Source organism: Pseudomonas sp. Irchel 3E20 (assembly GCF_900187645.1).
Classification (GTDB): Bacteria; Pseudomonadota; Gammaproteobacteria; order Pseudomonadales; family Pseudomonadaceae; genus Aquipseudomonas.
Map to the genome: position 1 here is coordinate 142647 of NZ_FYEE01000011.1, position 15262 is coordinate 157908.

The following is a 15262-nucleotide window of genomic DNA, read 5'->3' on the forward strand; positions in this document are numbered from 1 at the left end:
TCACTAGGCAGAGGTTTTCCGAGCACACTCAAAATAAAAAAGGCGGCGACAAACTCAAGCTAGCAAGATAAAGCGCTAGCGCAATGATAAAACATGAAAGGAAATAATATCCCGAGTAACTATTGCTTGTGGCCAGCACGCTCTTGGGACTATTCGAACTGCTAGTGGGTAATTTGGATTAATGCAGGTTAATTGTATTCACATGAGTGGCGGAGGTTTTTCATTCAAACGAAAACACCCTTTTCCTTCGAGCCCCAACCCGATGCGGGAGGGTGAAGAAAAAGGGCGTTGCGTCGTTGTGCAGGAGGGTTACGGTGCCTTGCGTGGGCTCAAGACCAGTTGCGCGGGGACGTGGCGCAAGATCTGGCGCTGAATCTTAAGGTCGAAACCAGCATCGAGTTTTTTCACCCGTTTGGTCAGCAGAGTGGCCAGCCAAGGATAGTCCTGGGTGCGGGGTGCTTGAATGGCGACGTCGCACTGGTAATTCACCACATCGGCGGCGATGGCGTCGAGTTGCCGGCGCAATTTCCGGCTATCGCCGATGTTCAGCGCGATAGTGGTGCTCGGCGCGGTCGGGTCGATTAGCTTGGCGGCCGGTTTGGCTTCGGCAGCTTTGAGGGCGGCTTCGACTTTATCCAGCTCGGCCTTGCGGGCGTGGGCGATGGCGCTGTTGACGCCGCCGGTCAGCGCCGGGGCCTTGGGCATCAGCGCGCGGGCTCGGCTCAGGGCGGTGGCGGCGGCGTTGACGTCGCCTTTTTGCAGCACGATCTGGCTGCGTTGCAGGTACGCCTCGGCCAATTGGCGCTGGTATTGCTCCAGGGCCGGGTCGTTCGGCGCCTGGGCCTGCAAGGTGTTGAGTTGGTCTTCGGCAGTGGCCAGCTCGCTGCTGGCAATGCTTTGCTCCAGTTGTGCAATGGCCGTAGCCCGGGCGTCCGGGGCTTCGGTGGCGGCTGGCGGGGTGCTTTGGCAGGCGCCCAGCAACAGGGTGAATGCAACAAGGAGCAGATAACGGGAGGCGAACGGCTTCATTCCTGCGACTCTCTGATTGCGCAAAAAACGAGCAAGTCTACACCCCTCGGCGGGGCAGGACAAAACTCAGCAAAAACAGGGCGGCGGCCGTCACCACGATGGATGGACCGGCCGGCGTGTCCTTGAACCATGACAGCGCCAGGCCACCAACGACTGCGAGCATACCCAACAGGCTCGCGCCCAGGGCCATTTGTTCCGGCGAGCGGGCGTGGCGTTGTGCCGCAGCTGCCGGGATGATGAGCAGCGAGGTAATCAGCAGCACGCCGACAATCTTCATCGCCACCGCGATCACCACGGCGATCAACAGCATCAGCACCAAGCGCAGCGCCGCCACCGGCAGGCCTTCGACCCGTGCCAGCTCTTCGTGCACGGTGACCGCCAGCAAGGGGCGCCACAAGGCCACCAGCAACGCCAGGACCGCCGCGCTGCCGCCCAGGATCCAGGCCAGGTCGGCGGGGCTGATGGCTAGCAGATCGCCGAACAGGTACGCCATCAGGTCGATCCGAACGTCGTGCATGAAGCTTAGTACGACCAGGCCGAGTGAGAGGGTGCTAGGGGCAAGAATACCCAGCAGCGTGTCGGATGCCAGGGATTGGCGCTGTTGCAGGGTCACCAGCAACACCGCCAGCAGCAGGCACCCGGCAGTGACGGCGACGGCAGGGCTGACATCCAGTAAAAAGCCCAGGGCCACGCCCAGCAGCGCCGCGTGGGACAGGGTGTCGCCAAAGTAGGCCATGCGCCGCCAGACCACGAACGAGCCCAGGGGGCCCGCAACGACCGCCAGGGCCAGGCCTGCCAGCAGGGCGTAGAGCAGAAAATCAGCCATGCTTGCAGCCATCTCCGTGAACGTGTGGGGTATCGCTGACCACCGCGCCATGCAGGTCATGGGCGTGGTCGTGATGGTGGTGGTAGATCGCCAGGCTCTGGGCGTTCTTGCCGAACAGCTCGACGAACGCCGGGTCGCCGCTGACCTGCTCGGGGTGGCCGGAGCAGCATACGTGACGGTTGAGGCACACCACTTGGTCGGTGGTGCTCATCACCAGGTGCAGGTCGTGGGAAACCATCAGCACGCCGCAGCCGTGGCGGTCGCGCAGGCGTGTAATCAGGCTATACAGCTCGGCCTGCCCGGCGACATCAACGCCTTGTACCGGTTCGTCGAGCACCAGCAGTTCCGGTTCGCGCAGTAAGGCGCGGGCTAGCAACACGCGCTGCATCTCGCCGCCGGAAACGCTCTGTACCGGGCTGTCGATGACCTTTTCGGCGCCCACTTCCTTGAGGGCCGCCAGCGCGCGCGGGCGATCCACCCCCGGCACCAGTCGCAGAAAACGTAGCACCGAAAGGGGCAACGTCGGGTCCACATGGAGTTTTTGCGGCATGTAGCCGACCCGCAGCTTCGGCTTGCGCCACACCGTGCCGCTGTCGGGCTTGAGCAGGCCGAGCACGGCGCGCACCAGGGTGGTCTTGCCAGCGCCGTTGGGGCCGATCAGGGTGACGATTTGCCTGGGCTCGACGCTCAGTTGGATGTTGTCGAGCACGGTTTGCCCGGCGAAGGTCACCGCAACCTGATCGAGACGGATCAACGCAGTGCTCATCAAGCCTCCTGGCAGCCCGAACACAGGCCGACAATTTCGACGGTTTGGCCTTCCACCACAAAGCCCACCTCGCGGGCGCTGCTGACAATCGCGTCGCTGATGGATTTTTGCTCCAGCTCAATGGCGGCGTGGCATTGGCGGCAAATCAGGAACTGGCCCTGGTGGGCGTGCTCGGGGTGATTGCAGCCGATAAAGGCGTTGAGGGACGAGATGCGATGGACCAGGCCGTTTTCCAGGAGAAAGTCCAAGGCTCGGTACACGGTGGGTGGCGCGGCGCGGCGACCGTCCTGCTCGCTGAGTACGGCGAGGATGTCGTAGGCGCCCAGCGGTTTGTGGCTTTGCCAGACCAGTTCCAGCACTCGGCGGCGCAGTGCGGTCAGGCGCAGGCCTTTACGGGCGCAAAGCGCATCGGCTTGCGACAACGCGCTGTGGACGCAATGGGAGTGGTCATGGGGACGGCTGGCCAGCGGTGTAATAGGCATGAGCGGCGACGATGTTTGTGAGAGACGTTATTATGTTACCCGTTCTCGCCTCTGTGAGTGGTCATCGTGTCCCGACTTTTTGCCATCCTTGTCACATTTACTGCCAGTTTGTTCGCCTTGGGCAGCGCCCAGGCCGAGGTCAGCGTCCTGACCAGCATCAAGCCTCTACAACTGATTGCCGCTGCCGTGCAGGACGGTGTGGCGGTGCCCGAGGTGTTGCTACCGCCCGGTGCGTCGCCCCATAACTTTGCGCTGCGCCCGTCTGATGTAAGGCGCGTGCAGTCGGCGGACCTGCTGTATTGGATCGGCCCGGACATGGAAGGCTTTCTGCCGCGTGTCCTGAAAAACCGCACCCTGCCGGCCGTGGCGGTGCAAGAGCTGCCGGGGTTGCAACTGCGCCATTTTGGCGAAGATAGCCACTCCCACGACGAAGATTCCGACGAGCATGACCACGATCACCGCCCTGGCAGTTTGGATGCGCATCTGTGGTTGTCGTCGGTCAACGCCCGGGTGATCGCAGAAAAAATGGCGGCGGATCTGAGCGCTGCCGACCCTGCCAACAGCGCCCGCTATCAAAGTAACCTCAAGGCTTTTGAGGCGCGCCTCGACGCGTTGGACGGGCGCTTGAAGGCGCGTTTGGCCGCAGTGGCGGGCAAGCCGTACTTCGTGTTCCACGAGGCGTTCGACTACTTCGAGGCCAGCTATGGCCTCAAGCACGCCGGGGTTTTCAGCGTAGCAGCCGAGGTGCAACCCGGTGCCCAGCATGTGGCGGCGATGCGCAAGCGTTTGCAGGAAGTGGGCAAGACCTGCGTCTTCAGCGAGCCACCCCTGCGCCCGCGGCTGGCCGAGACGCTGGTGGCCGGGCTGCCGGTGAAACTGGCGGAACTGGATGCGCTGGGCGGCTATACCCCGGCCGCTGCCCAGGGTTATGAGCAGATGCTGGAGAAACTGGGCACTGACCTGGCGGGATGCCTGGAGTCGCTGTAGGAAGCGGGCTTGCCCGCGCTGGGCTGCGCGGCAGTCCTAAAACGCGGTAAACGCAAATGAGGGCCGCTGTGCGCCCCAGCGCGGGCGAGCCCGCTTGTTACAAGGCAAAGGGTAAGGGTGTCTGGATCTGCTGGCGCTGGGCCAGGCGTTGTTGAAATTCCATCGGGTCGTGGATCAACACGTCCTGGCCGGCGAAGGACTCGGCGGCAATCAGGCGCGACAGCCAGAACCGCACACAGGCAATGCGCAGCATCGTTGGCCATAGCTCGGCTTCGGCGGCAGTGAACGGCCGCAGCGCGGCATAGGCGCCGAGCAAGGCCCGCGCGCGCGGCCCATCGATGGCGCCGGTGTCATCCGAGCACCAATCGTTCAGGGCAATGGCCACGTCATAGAGCATTGGTCCGGAACAGGCGTTATAGAAGTCAATCAACCCGGTCAGGTGAGTGCCCTCGAACATCGCGTTGTCGCGGAACAGGTCGGCGTGGATGTTGGCTTGCGGCAGCGCGAGGATTTTCGCCTTGCCCTGTGTGATTTCTTCCAGGCTGCCTTGCAACAGGGCTTGCTGCACGGCGTCGAGGTGGGGCATCAACTGCATGCCTTCGGCCTGCATCCAATCCAGGCCCCGGTCGGTCTTGCGCTCGATCACGTTATCGCGTGTGGCCAGGTGCAGGTGGCCGAGCAACTCGCCCACTTGGGCGCAGTGCTGGGCGTTGGCCTGCTTGATGTGCTTGCCCGCCAGGCGTGGTTGCAGCAGCGCAGGCTTGCCCGCCAGCTCGCGCAGCGCCTGGCCGTCGGTGGTGCGTAGCGCGTAGGGCACCGGCAGGTCGGCATCGTGGAGCACATCGAGCAGTTGGATGAAAAACGGCATCTCCTGAACAGGGCCGCGCTCAACCAGGGTCAGGACGAATTCGCCACGCTCCAGGCTGATAAAGAAATTGGTGTTTTCGCTACCGGCGGCAATTCCCTGGAAGTCGAGCAGGCGGCCAAGCCCATAGGGGGCGAGAAAGGTTTCCAGCTCAGGCCGAGCCAGGGGGGTGAACACAGACATGGTTTAAAACTGCCAGTACGGGCGCCGCGGTCGAGCCGACGCCGATTTAAAGTTAAGAAGTTACTTCCACTCGAAGATTTTCCACGACGGAATCAACATGTCGGGCTGGTCCGAGCGGATGAAGTTCGCGTCAGTGCCATCGGCGCGCACCAAAAAGTAAGGCTTTCCACCTTTGGGCGTGACTTTAATGGCGTACAGGAAACCGTTTTGGCGGTATTCCTGGATGGTCTTGTTACCTTCGGTGCGGATGGTAACTTCCGGGTCCGCTGATGGCGCATCCTCTGCCGCAATCACGGTCAATGGCACGATTGCAATCAGGCCGGCGAGCAGCAAGCGATTTAGTGAACGCATGATAACCTTGTCCTTTTGTTGTCAACGGTCCCGCCATTCTAGCGCCGGACCCGCCGAAAAGGTTGATCGTGCTCATGAGCCAAGCTCCCCTCGTCCTGGTGGACGGTTCTTCTTACCTCTATCGCGCCTTCCACGCGATGCCGCCGCTGACCACCTCCAAAGGCATGCCGACCGGCGCGGTCAAGGGTGTGTTGAACATGCTCAAAAGCCTGCGCAAGCAATACCCGGACAGCCCGTTCGCGGTGGTATTCGACGCCAAGGGCGGTACGTTTCGCGATGAGATGTTCGCTGACTACAAGGCCAACCGCCCCAGCATGCCGGACGACATGCGGGTGCAGATCGAACCGCTGCACGCCAGCGTGCGTGCCCTGGGTTTCCCGCTGCTGTGCGTTGAAGGTGTCGAGGCCGATGACGTAATCGGCACCCTGGCCCGCAGTAGTGCGGCCGCCGACCGCCCGGTGGTGATCTCCACCGGCGACAAGGACATGGCGCAACTGGTCGATGGCCACATTACGCTGGTCAACACCATGTCGGAAACGTCGATGGACGTGGCTGGCGTGAAGGCGAAGTTTGGTGTCGCTCCTGAGCAGATCATCGATTTGCTGGCCTTGATGGGCGACTCCTCCGACAACATCCCGGGCGTCAAAGGCGTTGGCGAGAAGACCGCGGTCGGCCTGCTGGTGGGCGTCAATGGCGGCTTGAAAGAGCTTTACGACAACCTCGACCTAGTGCCGACGCTGCCGATCCGTGGGGCCAAAACCCTGCCGGCGAAGTTGCTGGAACACAAGGACATGGCGTTCCTGTCCTACCGCTTGGCGACCATCAAAGTCGATGTGCCGCTGGACATTGGCCTGGACGACCTGCACCTGGCCGAGCCGGACCGCGATAAGCTCGCTGAACTCTACTCTTTGATGGAGTTCAAGACTTGGATCGATGAGCTGCAACGCGACGTAAAGCGCGCCGAGCAGCAGGCCCAGGCCAAGGTGGCCGAAGCTGAGCCTGTCGAAGCGACGGAGGCAGAGGCCGATGAGCCCGCAACCGACATCCCGGCGTACGAAACCATCCTCGACCAGGCACGTTTTGACGTGTGGCTGCGTAAGCTCAACGACGCCAAGCTGTTTGCCTTCGACACGGAGACCACCGGCGTCGATGCCCAGCAGGCGCAATTGGTGGGGCTTTCTTTTGCCGTGCAGGCTAACGAAGCCGCTTATATTCCGCTGACGCACTCTTACATCGGCGTGCCGGATCAGTTGGACCGCGACACCGTGTTGCGTGCGCTCAAGCCGTTGCTGGAAGACCCGAGCAAGCTCAAGGTCGGCCAGCACGCCAAGTTCGACATGAACATCCTCGCCAACTGCGCCATTGGCGGCGACCCAGCCTGCGGCATCATGGTGCGCGGAATTGCCTTCGACACCATGCTCGAGTCCTACGTGCTCAACGCCACCGCGACCCGTCATGACATGGACAGCCTGGCGCAAAAATACCTGGGCTACACCACCACCAGTTTCCAGGACATCGCCGGCAAAGGGGTCAAGCAGCTCACCTTCGACCAGATCGCCCTCGAACAGGCTGGGCCCTATGCGGCCGAGGACGCGGACGTGACCCTGCGCCTGCACCTGGCGCTGCATGAGCAGCTCGCGGCCATTCCGAGCCTGGCCAAAGTATTGACCGATATTGAAATGCCATTGGTGCCCGTGCTGGCGCGGATTGAACGCCAGGGCGCATTGGTCGATGCCGCGCTGCTGGGCGTGCAAAGCATCGAGCTGGGGGACAAGATGGTCGCCCTGGAGCGCCAGGCCTTCGAGATCGCCGGTGAGGAGTTCAACCTCGGTTCACCCAAGCAACTGGGGGTCATCCTCTACGAGAAGCTTGGCCTGCCGGTATTGAAGAAAACCGCCAAGGGCCAGCCGTCCACTGCCGAGGAAGTGTTGGCGAAACTGGCCGAAGACGACTACCCGCTGCCCAAGGTGCTGATGCAGTACCGCTCCATGAGCAAGCTCAAGAGCACCTACACCGACCGCTTGCCCGAGCAGATCAACCCGCGTACCGGGCGCATCCACACGTCCTATCACCAGGCCGTGGCGGCCACGGGGCGCCTGTCTTCCAGCGACCCAAACCTGCAAAACATCCCCGTGCGCACCGCCGAAGGGCGGCGCATTCGCCAGGCCTTCGTTGCGCCCAAGGGCTACAAGCTCCTGGCGGCGGACTACTCGCAGATCGAGCTCCGCATCATGGCGCACCTGGCCAAGGATGCGGGTTTGCTCAGTGCCTTTCGCAATAACCTGGACGTGCACACCGCGACGGCGGCGGAAGTATTCAAGGTAGACCTAGCGGCCGTCACCTCCGACCAGCGGCGCAGCGCCAAGGCGATCAACTTCGGGCTGATCTATGGCATGGGCGCGCAGAAACTGGGCAAGAGCATTGGCGTCGATACCAAGCAGGCCAAGGCCTACATCGACACCTACTTTGCCCGCTACCCCGGTGTTCGCGACTACATGGAGCGCACCCGCGCCCAGGCCTCGGAGCAGGGCTACGTGGAGACGCTCTTCGGGCGGCGCCTATACCTGCCCGAGATTCACTCCAATAAACCGCAAGAGCGGGCGGGTGCTGAACGCACGGCGATCAATGCGCCGATGCAGGGTACTGCGGCCGATATCATCAAGATCGCCATGGTGGCGGTGGATAACTGGCTGGCCGAATCCGGCCTGGACGCCAAAGTCATCCTGCAAGTGCACGACGAATTGGTGCTGGAAGTGCGCGAGGACTTGGTGGAGCAAGTCAGCGAGCAGATTCGCGGGCACATGAGCGCAGCAGCGAGCCTGGATGTGCCGCTTTTGGTGGAAGTCGGGGTGGGAAACAACTGGGATGAGGCCCATTAAGGCCATCTGAAGCGTTTTTTTGCTGCGGCATAGTGCCGCGGCAAAAGTAGGCAAATGGCTATTAGTTCAGAAAAGTCTTTCGGCTATCGCCAACTGTTTTTGAAGGGCGTCGGAACTAAAACCGTGAACCACCACTCAGAGTATCTTGAATGGGTGGTGAAGCCCTTCAATGCTCCTATGTTGTGTTAAGTGTTGGCAGATATCCGGATTGCGCCCTAGCGGTCTGGAACTTGGACCCCGAACTTCCCCTCCCCATACGAAGTCCGGGGTTTTTTTTTGCGTGAAAACTTCCTATGAAATGAGCACGCCGCGCTAAAAGCGCGGGCCGAAATGCTCATTTACAGCCAGTAAGCTCCGCTTTCGACCCGCGCTTTTGCCTTGCCTGCTCATCCCACAGAAAGTTTTTGTCCTGCGCTCACGCCGGGGTTTCTGTGCCTTTGTCGGCCAGTTCCATCCAGCCCGCCAGTACGGTGTAGGCGTCTTCCAGGCCCATGCGTTTGGGGGCGGAGAAGAGTTGGATGGTGATTGCGTCGCCCCAGCCCCTGCGGATGTCGGCCTGTACTTTGAGCAAGGTGTTCTTGGCGGCGCCGTAGGTCAGTTTGTCGGCCTTGGTCAGCAGGATGTGCATGGGCATGCCGCTGGCCACGGCCCAGTCGAGCATCAGCAGGTCGAAGTCGGTCATGGGATGACGGATGTCCATCATCAGAATCAACCCTTTCAGGCTTTCACGCCCACCCAGGTAGGCTTCCAGGTGGCGCTGCCAGTGCAGCTTCAGCGGGATTGGCACCTTGGCGTAGCCGTAGCCGGGTAGGTCCACCAGGCGTCGCTCGTCGTCCAGCTTGAAAAAGTTCAGCAGTTGCGTACGCCCGGGGGTTTTCGAGGTGCGGGCCAGGCTGGCGTGGGTCAGGGTATTCAGGGCACTGGATTTGCCGGCGTTGGAACGCCCGGCGAAGGCCACTTCAAAGCCTTCGTCGTCGGGGCATTGGTCGACTTTGGCGGCGCTAAGCATGAAGGTGGACTGTTGGCACAGGCCGAGAATGGGGTTCTTGAGTTGCATGGGATTTCCGATGTGGGCGGTGCCGGGAGTGGGTGCGGCAAGCAGTGTCGTTTCCGTTTCAGTAGCGCCAGTATATAATGTCGCAGATTTTGTGTGTGCTTTGTCCCGGCGTAGGATGAAGTCACGGGAGCGTTGACCTTGATTGCGCACTTAGAACGCAGCACGCTCTCAACCCTGAATAGGTCGTTTTATGACGAAATGGCTGCTAGCTGCCGGTGTCTTGATGCCGCTTTACAGCGCTCAGGCTACACAGGATCCGGAAGCTGTGTACAACCGTGTTTGTGGAGCCTGTCATTCCGGCCAACTCCCCATGGCGCCCCGCAAGGGCGATCGGGAAGCTTGGGCGCCACGATTGGCGCAAGGTATGGAGACGCTGGTGCAACACGTGACCCAGGGTTTCAAGGCGATGCCGCCGCGTGGTTTGTGCATGGACTGCAGTGCCGAGGATTACCAAGCAATCATCCACTGGATGAGCGAGTAAGCCCGGCCCATAACTCTTTTAACCCTTAGCCGTAGTTGGATTAGCTGATGAACAAACTGATCGTGAGTCTGCTGTTGACCTTGGGCATCACAGGTATCGCCAATGCTGCAGGCGAGAACGTGAAAGGCGATGCCGCCGCCGGCCAGGCGAAAGCTGCCGTTTGTGGTGCTTGCCATGGCCCTGATGGCAACAGCATGGCGCCAAACTTTCCAAAGCTGGCCGGCCAGGGCGAGAAGTACCTGACCAAGCAACTGCATGACATCAAGTCGGGCAAACGCACTGTGCTGGAAATGACGGGCCTGCTGACCAACCTGAGCGATCAGGACATGGCCGATATCTCCGCTTACTTCGCCAGCCAGAAAGGCAGCGTCGGCGCGGCGGATCCCAAACTCGTGGCGCGTGGTGAAGCCTTGTTCCGTGGCGGCAATCTGGAAAAAGGCCTGCCAGCCTGCACCGGTTGCCACTCGCCAAATGGCGCCGGCAATGCTGCCGCAGGTTTCCCACACATGGGTGGCCAGCACGCGGCTTACATCGCCAAGCAGCTGACTGACTTCCGCAAAGAAGAAGGCGGGCGCACCAACGATGGCGACCTCAAAACCATGCAGACCATCGCCAAGAAGCTCAGCGATGAAGACATCGCCGCAGTGTCGAGCTACATCCAGGGCCTGCACTAAGGCCGGATCGGTTCGCGCGGCGCGGGCTTGAGGCCTTTGCCGCGTTAACGCTCGATTAATCCATCGAGCATAAAAAGGGCGGCCCTGGCCGCCCTTTTTTGTGGCCGCTGCCGTTACACTAGCGAACTCATGCCCGCCGGGACCTGTCTGAGTACAGGCCTGCGAGGCGACCCAATTTTCCAGGAGTAAAGCATGCGTAATCTGATTCTCAGCGCCGCGCTCGTCGGTGCCAGCCTGCTGGGCATGAACGTCCAAGCGGCCCAAGAGCCGCTTGAAGCCGGTAAGCAATACATGGAGCTGAGCAATGCGGTTCCTGTCTCTGTTCCGGGCAAGATCGAAGTGGTCGAGTTGTTCTGGTATGGCTGCCCGCACTGCTATTCGTTCGAGCCGGTCATCAATCCGTGGGTTGAGAAGCTGCCTAAGGATGTGAACTTCAAGCGCATCCCGGCGATGTTCGGCGGTCCTTGGGACGCGCACGGCCAGATGTTCCTGACCCTGGAAGCCATGGGTGTGGAGCACAAGGTGCACGCTGCCGTGTTCGAAGCCATTCAGAAACAACGCAAGCCACTGACCAAGCCTGACGACATGGCTGACTTCCTGGCCACCCAAGGCGTCGATAAAGACAAGTTCCTGGCGACCTTCAACTCCTTCGCGATCAAAGGTCAGGTCAACCAAGCCAAGGAACTGGCCAAGAAGTATGAAATCACCGGTGTACCGAGCCTGGTCGTCAACGGCAAGTATCGCTTTGACCTGGGCACCGCTGGTGGTCCGGAGGGTGTGCTGAACGTGGCCGACCAGTTGATCGTCAAGGAGCGCGCCGCTAAGTAAGCGGCGCCTACCATGCGCCGCTGGAGTACTGATCGGGTCGTTGGCCATCACGACCCGAAGGTCAACGAACATCACTTGGAAGAAACGGGCATGCCCGCGGGCAGCCGTCTGCGTTTGCTCAGTTTCAATATTCAGGTGGGCATCAGTACCGAGCGGTATCGGCACTACCTGACCCGGGGCTGGCAGCACCTGCTGCCGCACACCGGGCGTGCCGATAACCTGCAGAAGATCGGCAACCTGCTGGGGGATTTCGACCTGGTGGCCCTGCAGGAGGCCGATGGTGGCAGCCTGCGCTCGGGCTACGTCAATCAGGTCGAGCACCTGGCCCAGCTCGGTGCCTTCCCCTATTGGTATCAGCAACTCAATCGCAACCTCGGTCGCCTCGGCCAGCACAGCAATGGTGTGCTCAGCCGTATGCGGCCGTGGGTCATCGAAGACCACCCATTGCCCGGCCCCAAAGGTCGCGGCGCGATCTTGGTGCGCTTTGGCGAAGGTGCCGACGCGTTGGTGGTGGTGATGATGCACCTGGCCTTGGGGGCTCGCGCGCGTACCCTGCAACTGGCGTACATTCGCGACCTGATCGGCGACTATAAGCACCAAGTCCTGATGGGCGACATGAACACCCACGCCAGTGACCTGCTGCAAAGCTCGCCGCTGCGGGACCTGGGCTTGCTCGCACCGCAAGTCGAGGCGACCTTCCCCAGTTGGCGCCCGCAACGCTGTCTTGACCACATTCTGCTCAGCCCCAGCCTGACCCTCGAAAAAGTCGAAGTGCTGGCGCAACCTATTTCCGATCACCTGCCGGTCGCGGTAGAGATTCGTTTGCCGGGTTCGCTCACGGCCGATGCATTGCCCGCGTTGCGCCCTGCCCCTCGCGGACCCCTTGCATGAGCGACGACGCCCAGCGCTGGAAAGAGAAATACCTCAAAAGCATCGAACAACAGGAAAAGCTAGAGCGGCGTTGGAACGCTCGTCTCGACCTGCTGCGCCGTGGCCTGGTGCGCAGCACCCTGGCGGCCGAAGGCACCGACCGCGTGGTCGACCAATGCATGAAGGAAATGCGCGAAGTGGTGCGCACCGACGACATGGATGCCCGTTTGGCGGCGTTGCTGCCGCGTCTTGAAAAAGCCGTACTCGACTCCGAGCAACGCCGCGAAACCCGTGTGGAGCAAATCAGCACTGCGCTGACCTCGCTGGTGGCGCAGCTGCAAACCCTGCCCCTGCCCCGCGACATCAGCCGCCCGCTCAAGGCTTTCGCCAAGCAACTCGATGGTCGCGTCAGCCAGGCGCGGGAGATTCCGCTATTGCTGGGTGAGCTCAGCGGTTTGCAGAGCAAGGCCCTTAGTGCCCTGGAAACCCCAGCCGAGCCGAGCCGTCCCGGGCTGTTGCAACGCTTGTTTGGCGGCAAGGACGACGATTCGGAATTGGCGCAAGCTGAAGAGGCCGCCACGGCGGGCCAGCGCCCGATGCCTGCCTCCGTGGTGGTGGCGCCCGTTGTGCACTCCCCCCCGGCGCCTGCCGCTGTGGCGGTCCCCGCCGCGCCGCCTGCCGAGGTCGTCATTGAGCCCGCCAGCCTGAAAATCGAAGCGCTGCCGCCCGTTCCTGTAGCAGAACCCGCGCCGCAGTCTGAGCCTGAGCCTGAGGTCGTGGCCTTCGTTCCGCCGGTCGTGTTGGCAGAGCCGGCGCAACCTCGTATTGAACCCGTGGTTGAAGCGCCGCAGGAGGCTTTGCAACAGCCCCCGGCCGACCTGCCTCTGGCTGAGGCCGAGCCGGTTGTTGCCGAGCCACCGCCCGCCGACCCCGACGCGCAACCCGCCAGCGACGCGCCTCTGCCGGACCAGGAAGACCCGCAGTACACCCTGCCGGACAGCCCCGAGCCGTCGTATAGCTCGGTAGCCAAGCACATCGAAGACACCTTGCTCGGCCTGTTGGACGACCTGTCCCTGCCCGAGCGCCATCGCCCGCAAGCCGAAGCCATGCGCGAACGGCTGCAACATGGGCTGAACTGGTACGAATTGCTGCCGATCCTCGACGATCTTGCGGTCTTGATGTTGGCAATCACCGACAGCGGCCAGCATGAGTTCGAGGTTTACCTCAAGCAACTCAACGAGCGCTTGGAGTCGTTCCAGAGCAACCTGCAAGCCGCCAGCGCCGGCCACGACGACAGCCGCTCGGCGGCGCGTGAGCTGGATACGCAGATTCGCGAGCAGGTCGATGGTTTGCAGAGCAGTGTGCAGGACGCCGCGGACTTGGAAGGCCTCAAGCACGTGCTGGAGAACCACCTCGAAGGCCTGCTCGGCACCATGGATGAGCATCAGAAGCAGCGTGACCAGCGCGAGCAGGAAGTTGCCGAACGCCTGCAAGGCTTGGCCGAGCGCGTGGCGCACATGGAGCAGGAAGCCCAGGGCTACCGCGAACACCTTGAAGAACAGCGCCAGAAAGCCTTGATCGACCCCCTCACCGGGCTGCCCAACCGTGCCGCGTGGAGCGAACGCCTAGAACATGAAATCGGCCAGTGGCAGCAGCACGGCAATACCCTGTTGTTGGCGATGCTCGACCTCGACCACTTCAAGCGCATCAACGACAACTACGGCCACCTGGCCGGCGATAAAGTGTTGAAAATCATCGCCACCGTCCTGCGCAAACGCCTGCGCGGCGCGGATTTCATCGCCCGTTTTGGCGGCGAAGAGTTTGTGCTGCTGTTGCCCGACACCTCACCCGCCGTGGGCATGAGCCTGATGGAAAGCCTGCGCGCGGCCATCGAGGCTTGCCCGTTCCACTTCAAGGGCGAGCGCGTGACGATTACGGTGTCCATCGGCCTCAGTGCGTTCAAAACCGGCGAACGCAGCGAAATTGTGCTCAAAAGAGCCGATCAGGCGCTCTACAGAGCCAAAGATGCAGGGCGCAATCGGGTTGAAATGGGCTGACCAGCATTTGTTCCATTTTGTTTAAAACGGCGCTTTTTGCCGGATCTGACTGGGCGCTACGTTACACTGTTGCGTTCTTTTCCCATGCGTACCCCTGCCGCCATGAAGTCTTTCCTGCTCGTTCTGTCGTTCGTTGTGTTGGCCGGTTGCGCCAGCGGCCCGCGCATCGATAAAAGCCATCCTTCGGTCAATTTCGACAGCCGTATCCAGTTTGTGGTGGTGCACTACACCTCTGCGTCGCTGGAGCGTTCCCTGGCCCTGCTGACCCACGGTGAAGTCAGCAGCCACTACTTGATTGGCGATGACCGCAACGCCACGGTTTACCAATTGGTGGATGAGAACCTGCGGGCCTGGCACGCCGGGGAAAGCGAGTGGCAGGGCCGTACCTGGCTGAACTCCAGCTCCATCGGGATTGAAATCGTCAACCCGGGGTTCCGCGATACACCCACCGGGCGGGTCTGGTACCCATACAGCGAGGCTCAGGTGCAGGCGCTGATCGCGTTGCTCAAGGACATCAGCGCGCGGTACAGGATCGCCCCGCAGCACATCATCGGCCACAGCGACATCGCGCCGCTGCGCAAACTCGACCCGGGGCCGCTGTTCCCGTGGAAGCGCCTCGCCGATGCGGGCCTGGCGATCTGGCCGGATGCCGGGGCCGTAGCCCGTGAGCAAGCGCGGTTCGCGGCCCAGATGCCCAGCGCCACTTGGTTCCAGCAAGGCCTGGCACGCCTGGGCTACAGCACGCCGCAGACGGGTGAGATGGATGTGGCGACCCGCCATGTGCTGGCGGCGTTCCAGATGCGTTTCCGCCCGGCGCGTTTCGACGGTTCGCCGGATGCCGAGAGCGCGGCGATCCTCCAGGTGCTCAGCCAGACAAAAAACTGACGCTGCCCGGCGGTTGGCGCATTTTTTCAAACTGTTGCTATA

General features: G+C 61.8%; 15 protein-coding genes. 8 read left to right on the forward strand and 7 right to left on the reverse strand.

Features of this window, described 5'->3' with window-relative positions; genetic code table 11:
* Positions 1-309 precede the first annotated feature (309 nt).
* Genes CKW13_RS19220 through CKW13_RS19235 form a run of 4 tightly spaced genes read right to left on the reverse strand, consistent with a single transcriptional unit; the run spans position 310 to position 3103 of the window.
* Positions 310-1029, reverse strand: a complete 720-nt coding sequence (locus tag CKW13_RS19220; RefSeq protein ID WP_095110275.1) for a PA5502 family lipoprotein — start codon at positions 1027-1029, stop codon at positions 310-312.
* A 37-nt stretch (positions 1030-1066) separates the two neighbouring features.
* Positions 1067-1855 carry a zinc ABC transporter permease subunit ZnuB gene (gene znuB, locus CKW13_RS19225; protein WP_095110276.1) on the reverse strand — a complete coding sequence of 263 codons (789 nt, stop codon included), beginning with the start codon at positions 1853-1855 and terminating at the stop codon, positions 1067-1069.
* Complete coding sequence (gene znuC, locus CKW13_RS19230) at positions 1848-2621, reverse strand: zinc ABC transporter ATP-binding protein ZnuC (RefSeq protein ID WP_095110278.1); 774 nt, start codon at positions 2619-2621, stop codon at positions 1848-1850. Before znuC ends, znuB begins: the two co-directional genes overlap by 8 nt.
* Positions 2621-3103: a Fur family transcriptional regulator gene (locus CKW13_RS19235; RefSeq protein ID WP_095110279.1), complete on the reverse strand. Its 483-nt coding sequence runs from the start codon at positions 3101-3103 to the stop codon at positions 2621-2623. Before CKW13_RS19235 ends, znuC begins: the two co-directional genes overlap by 1 nt.
* Before the next feature lie 57 nt (positions 3104-3160).
* Between CKW13_RS19235 and CKW13_RS19240 the strand changes: the two genes are divergently transcribed.
* Positions 3161-4090: a zinc ABC transporter substrate-binding protein ZnuA gene (locus CKW13_RS19240; RefSeq protein WP_095110281.1), complete on the forward strand. Its 930-nt coding sequence runs from the start codon at positions 3161-3163 to the stop codon at positions 4088-4090.
* A gap of 97 nt (positions 4091-4187) precedes the next feature.
* On the opposite strand, the gene CKW13_RS19245 is transcribed toward CKW13_RS19240, so the two are convergent.
* Positions 4188-5138 (reverse strand): homoserine kinase, encoded by a 951-nt coding sequence (locus CKW13_RS19245; RefSeq protein ID WP_095110282.1) that lies wholly within the window; start codon positions 5136-5138, stop codon positions 4188-4190.
* Between the two features lie 60 nt (positions 5139-5198).
* Positions 5199-5489 carry a DUF2782 domain-containing protein gene (locus CKW13_RS19250; protein ID WP_095110284.1) on the reverse strand — a complete coding sequence of 97 codons (291 nt, stop codon included), beginning with the start codon at positions 5487-5489 and terminating at the stop codon, positions 5199-5201.
* Positions 5490-5563: 74 nt separating this feature from the next.
* On the opposite strand from CKW13_RS19250, the gene polA reads away from it, so the two are divergent.
* Positions 5564-8368: a DNA polymerase I gene (gene polA, locus CKW13_RS19255; RefSeq protein ID WP_095110286.1), complete on the forward strand. Its 2805-nt coding sequence runs from the start codon at positions 5564-5566 to the stop codon at positions 8366-8368.
* Between the two features lie 415 nt (positions 8369-8783).
* On the opposite strand, the gene yihA is transcribed toward polA, so the two are convergent.
* Positions 8784-9425: a ribosome biogenesis GTP-binding protein YihA/YsxC gene (yihA, locus tag CKW13_RS19260; protein ID WP_095110288.1), complete on the reverse strand. Its 642-nt coding sequence runs from the start codon at positions 9423-9425 to the stop codon at positions 8784-8786.
* 190 nt (positions 9426-9615) lie between these two features.
* Here yihA and CKW13_RS19265 point away from each other — a divergent pair, with 190 nt between their 5' ends.
* The 6 genes from CKW13_RS19265 (at position 9616) to CKW13_RS19290 (ending at position 15220) form a co-directional block, all read left to right on the forward strand.
* Complete coding sequence (locus CKW13_RS19265; RefSeq protein ID WP_095110289.1) at positions 9616-9906, forward strand: cytochrome c5 family protein; 291 nt, start codon at positions 9616-9618, stop codon at positions 9904-9906.
* A 47-nt stretch (positions 9907-9953) separates the two neighbouring features.
* The gene (locus tag CKW13_RS19270; protein ID WP_095110291.1) at positions 9954-10580 is read left to right on the forward strand and encodes a cytochrome c; all 627 of its coding nucleotides are present in this window, start codon (positions 9954-9956) and stop codon (positions 10578-10580) included.
* A gap of 192 nt (positions 10581-10772) precedes the next feature.
* On the forward strand, positions 10773-11408 hold the full coding sequence (gene dsbA, locus CKW13_RS19275; protein ID WP_095110292.1) for a thiol:disulfide interchange protein DsbA: 636 nt from the start codon (positions 10773-10775) through the stop codon (positions 11406-11408).
* Positions 11409-11420: 12 nt separating this feature from the next.
* Entirely contained in the window at positions 11421-12299 is an 879-nt protein-coding gene (locus tag CKW13_RS19280; protein ID WP_095110294.1) for an endonuclease/exonuclease/phosphatase family protein, read from the forward strand.
* A complete protein-coding gene (locus tag CKW13_RS19285; protein ID WP_095110295.1) occupies positions 12296-14335 on the forward strand; it encodes a GGDEF domain-containing protein in 2040 nt (679 codons plus the stop codon). The genes CKW13_RS19280 and CKW13_RS19285 overlap by 4 nt, the downstream gene beginning before the upstream one ends.
* A 102-nt stretch (positions 14336-14437) precedes the next feature.
* The gene (locus CKW13_RS19290) at positions 14438-15220 is read left to right on the forward strand and encodes an N-acetylmuramoyl-L-alanine amidase (protein WP_095110297.1); all 783 of its coding nucleotides are present in this window, start codon (positions 14438-14440) and stop codon (positions 15218-15220) included.
* Positions 15221-15262: the final 42 nt, after the last annotated feature.

What these genes read in the sequence shown, in the direction of transcription:
- CKW13_RS19285 (WP_095110295.1), top strand. Translation starts at nt 12,296, where the DNA reads ATGAGCGACGACGCCCAGCGCTGGAAAGAGAAATACCTCAAAAGCATC.
- CKW13_RS19265 (WP_095110289.1), top strand. Translation starts at nt 9,616, where the DNA reads ATGACGAAATGGCTGCTAGCTGCCGGTGTCTTGATGCCGCTTTACAGC.
- CKW13_RS19280 (WP_095110294.1), top strand. Translation starts at nt 11,421, where the DNA reads ATGCGCCGCTGGAGTACTGATCGGGTCGTTGGCCATCACGACCCGAAG.
- polA (WP_095110286.1), top strand. Translation starts at nt 5,564, where the DNA reads ATGAGCCAAGCTCCCCTCGTCCTGGTGGACGGTTCTTCTTACCTCTAT.
- CKW13_RS19245 (WP_095110282.1), bottom strand. Translation starts at nt 5,138, where the DNA reads ATGTCTGTGTTCACCCCCCTGGCTCGGCCTGAGCTGGAAACCTTTCTC.
- CKW13_RS19270 (WP_095110291.1), top strand. Translation starts at nt 9,954, where the DNA reads ATGAACAAACTGATCGTGAGTCTGCTGTTGACCTTGGGCATCACAGGT.
- CKW13_RS19250 (WP_095110284.1), bottom strand. Translation starts at nt 5,489, where the DNA reads ATGCGTTCACTAAATCGCTTGCTGCTCGCCGGCCTGATTGCAATCGTG.
- znuB (WP_095110276.1), bottom strand. Translation starts at nt 1,855, where the DNA reads ATGGCTGATTTTCTGCTCTACGCCCTGCTGGCAGGCCTGGCCCTGGCG.
- dsbA (WP_095110292.1), top strand. Translation starts at nt 10,773, where the DNA reads ATGCGTAATCTGATTCTCAGCGCCGCGCTCGTCGGTGCCAGCCTGCTG.
- yihA (WP_095110288.1), bottom strand. Translation starts at nt 9,425, where the DNA reads ATGCAACTCAAGAACCCCATTCTCGGCCTGTGCCAACAGTCCACCTTC.
- CKW13_RS19290 (WP_095110297.1), top strand. Translation starts at nt 14,438, where the DNA reads ATGAAGTCTTTCCTGCTCGTTCTGTCGTTCGTTGTGTTGGCCGGTTGC.
- CKW13_RS19235 (WP_095110279.1), bottom strand. Translation starts at nt 3,103, where the DNA reads ATGCCTATTACACCGCTGGCCAGCCGTCCCCATGACCACTCCCATTGC.
- znuC (WP_095110278.1), bottom strand. Translation starts at nt 2,621, where the DNA reads ATGAGCACTGCGTTGATCCGTCTCGATCAGGTTGCGGTGACCTTCGCC.
- CKW13_RS19220 (WP_095110275.1), bottom strand. Translation starts at nt 1,029, where the DNA reads ATGAAGCCGTTCGCCTCCCGTTATCTGCTCCTTGTTGCATTCACCCTG.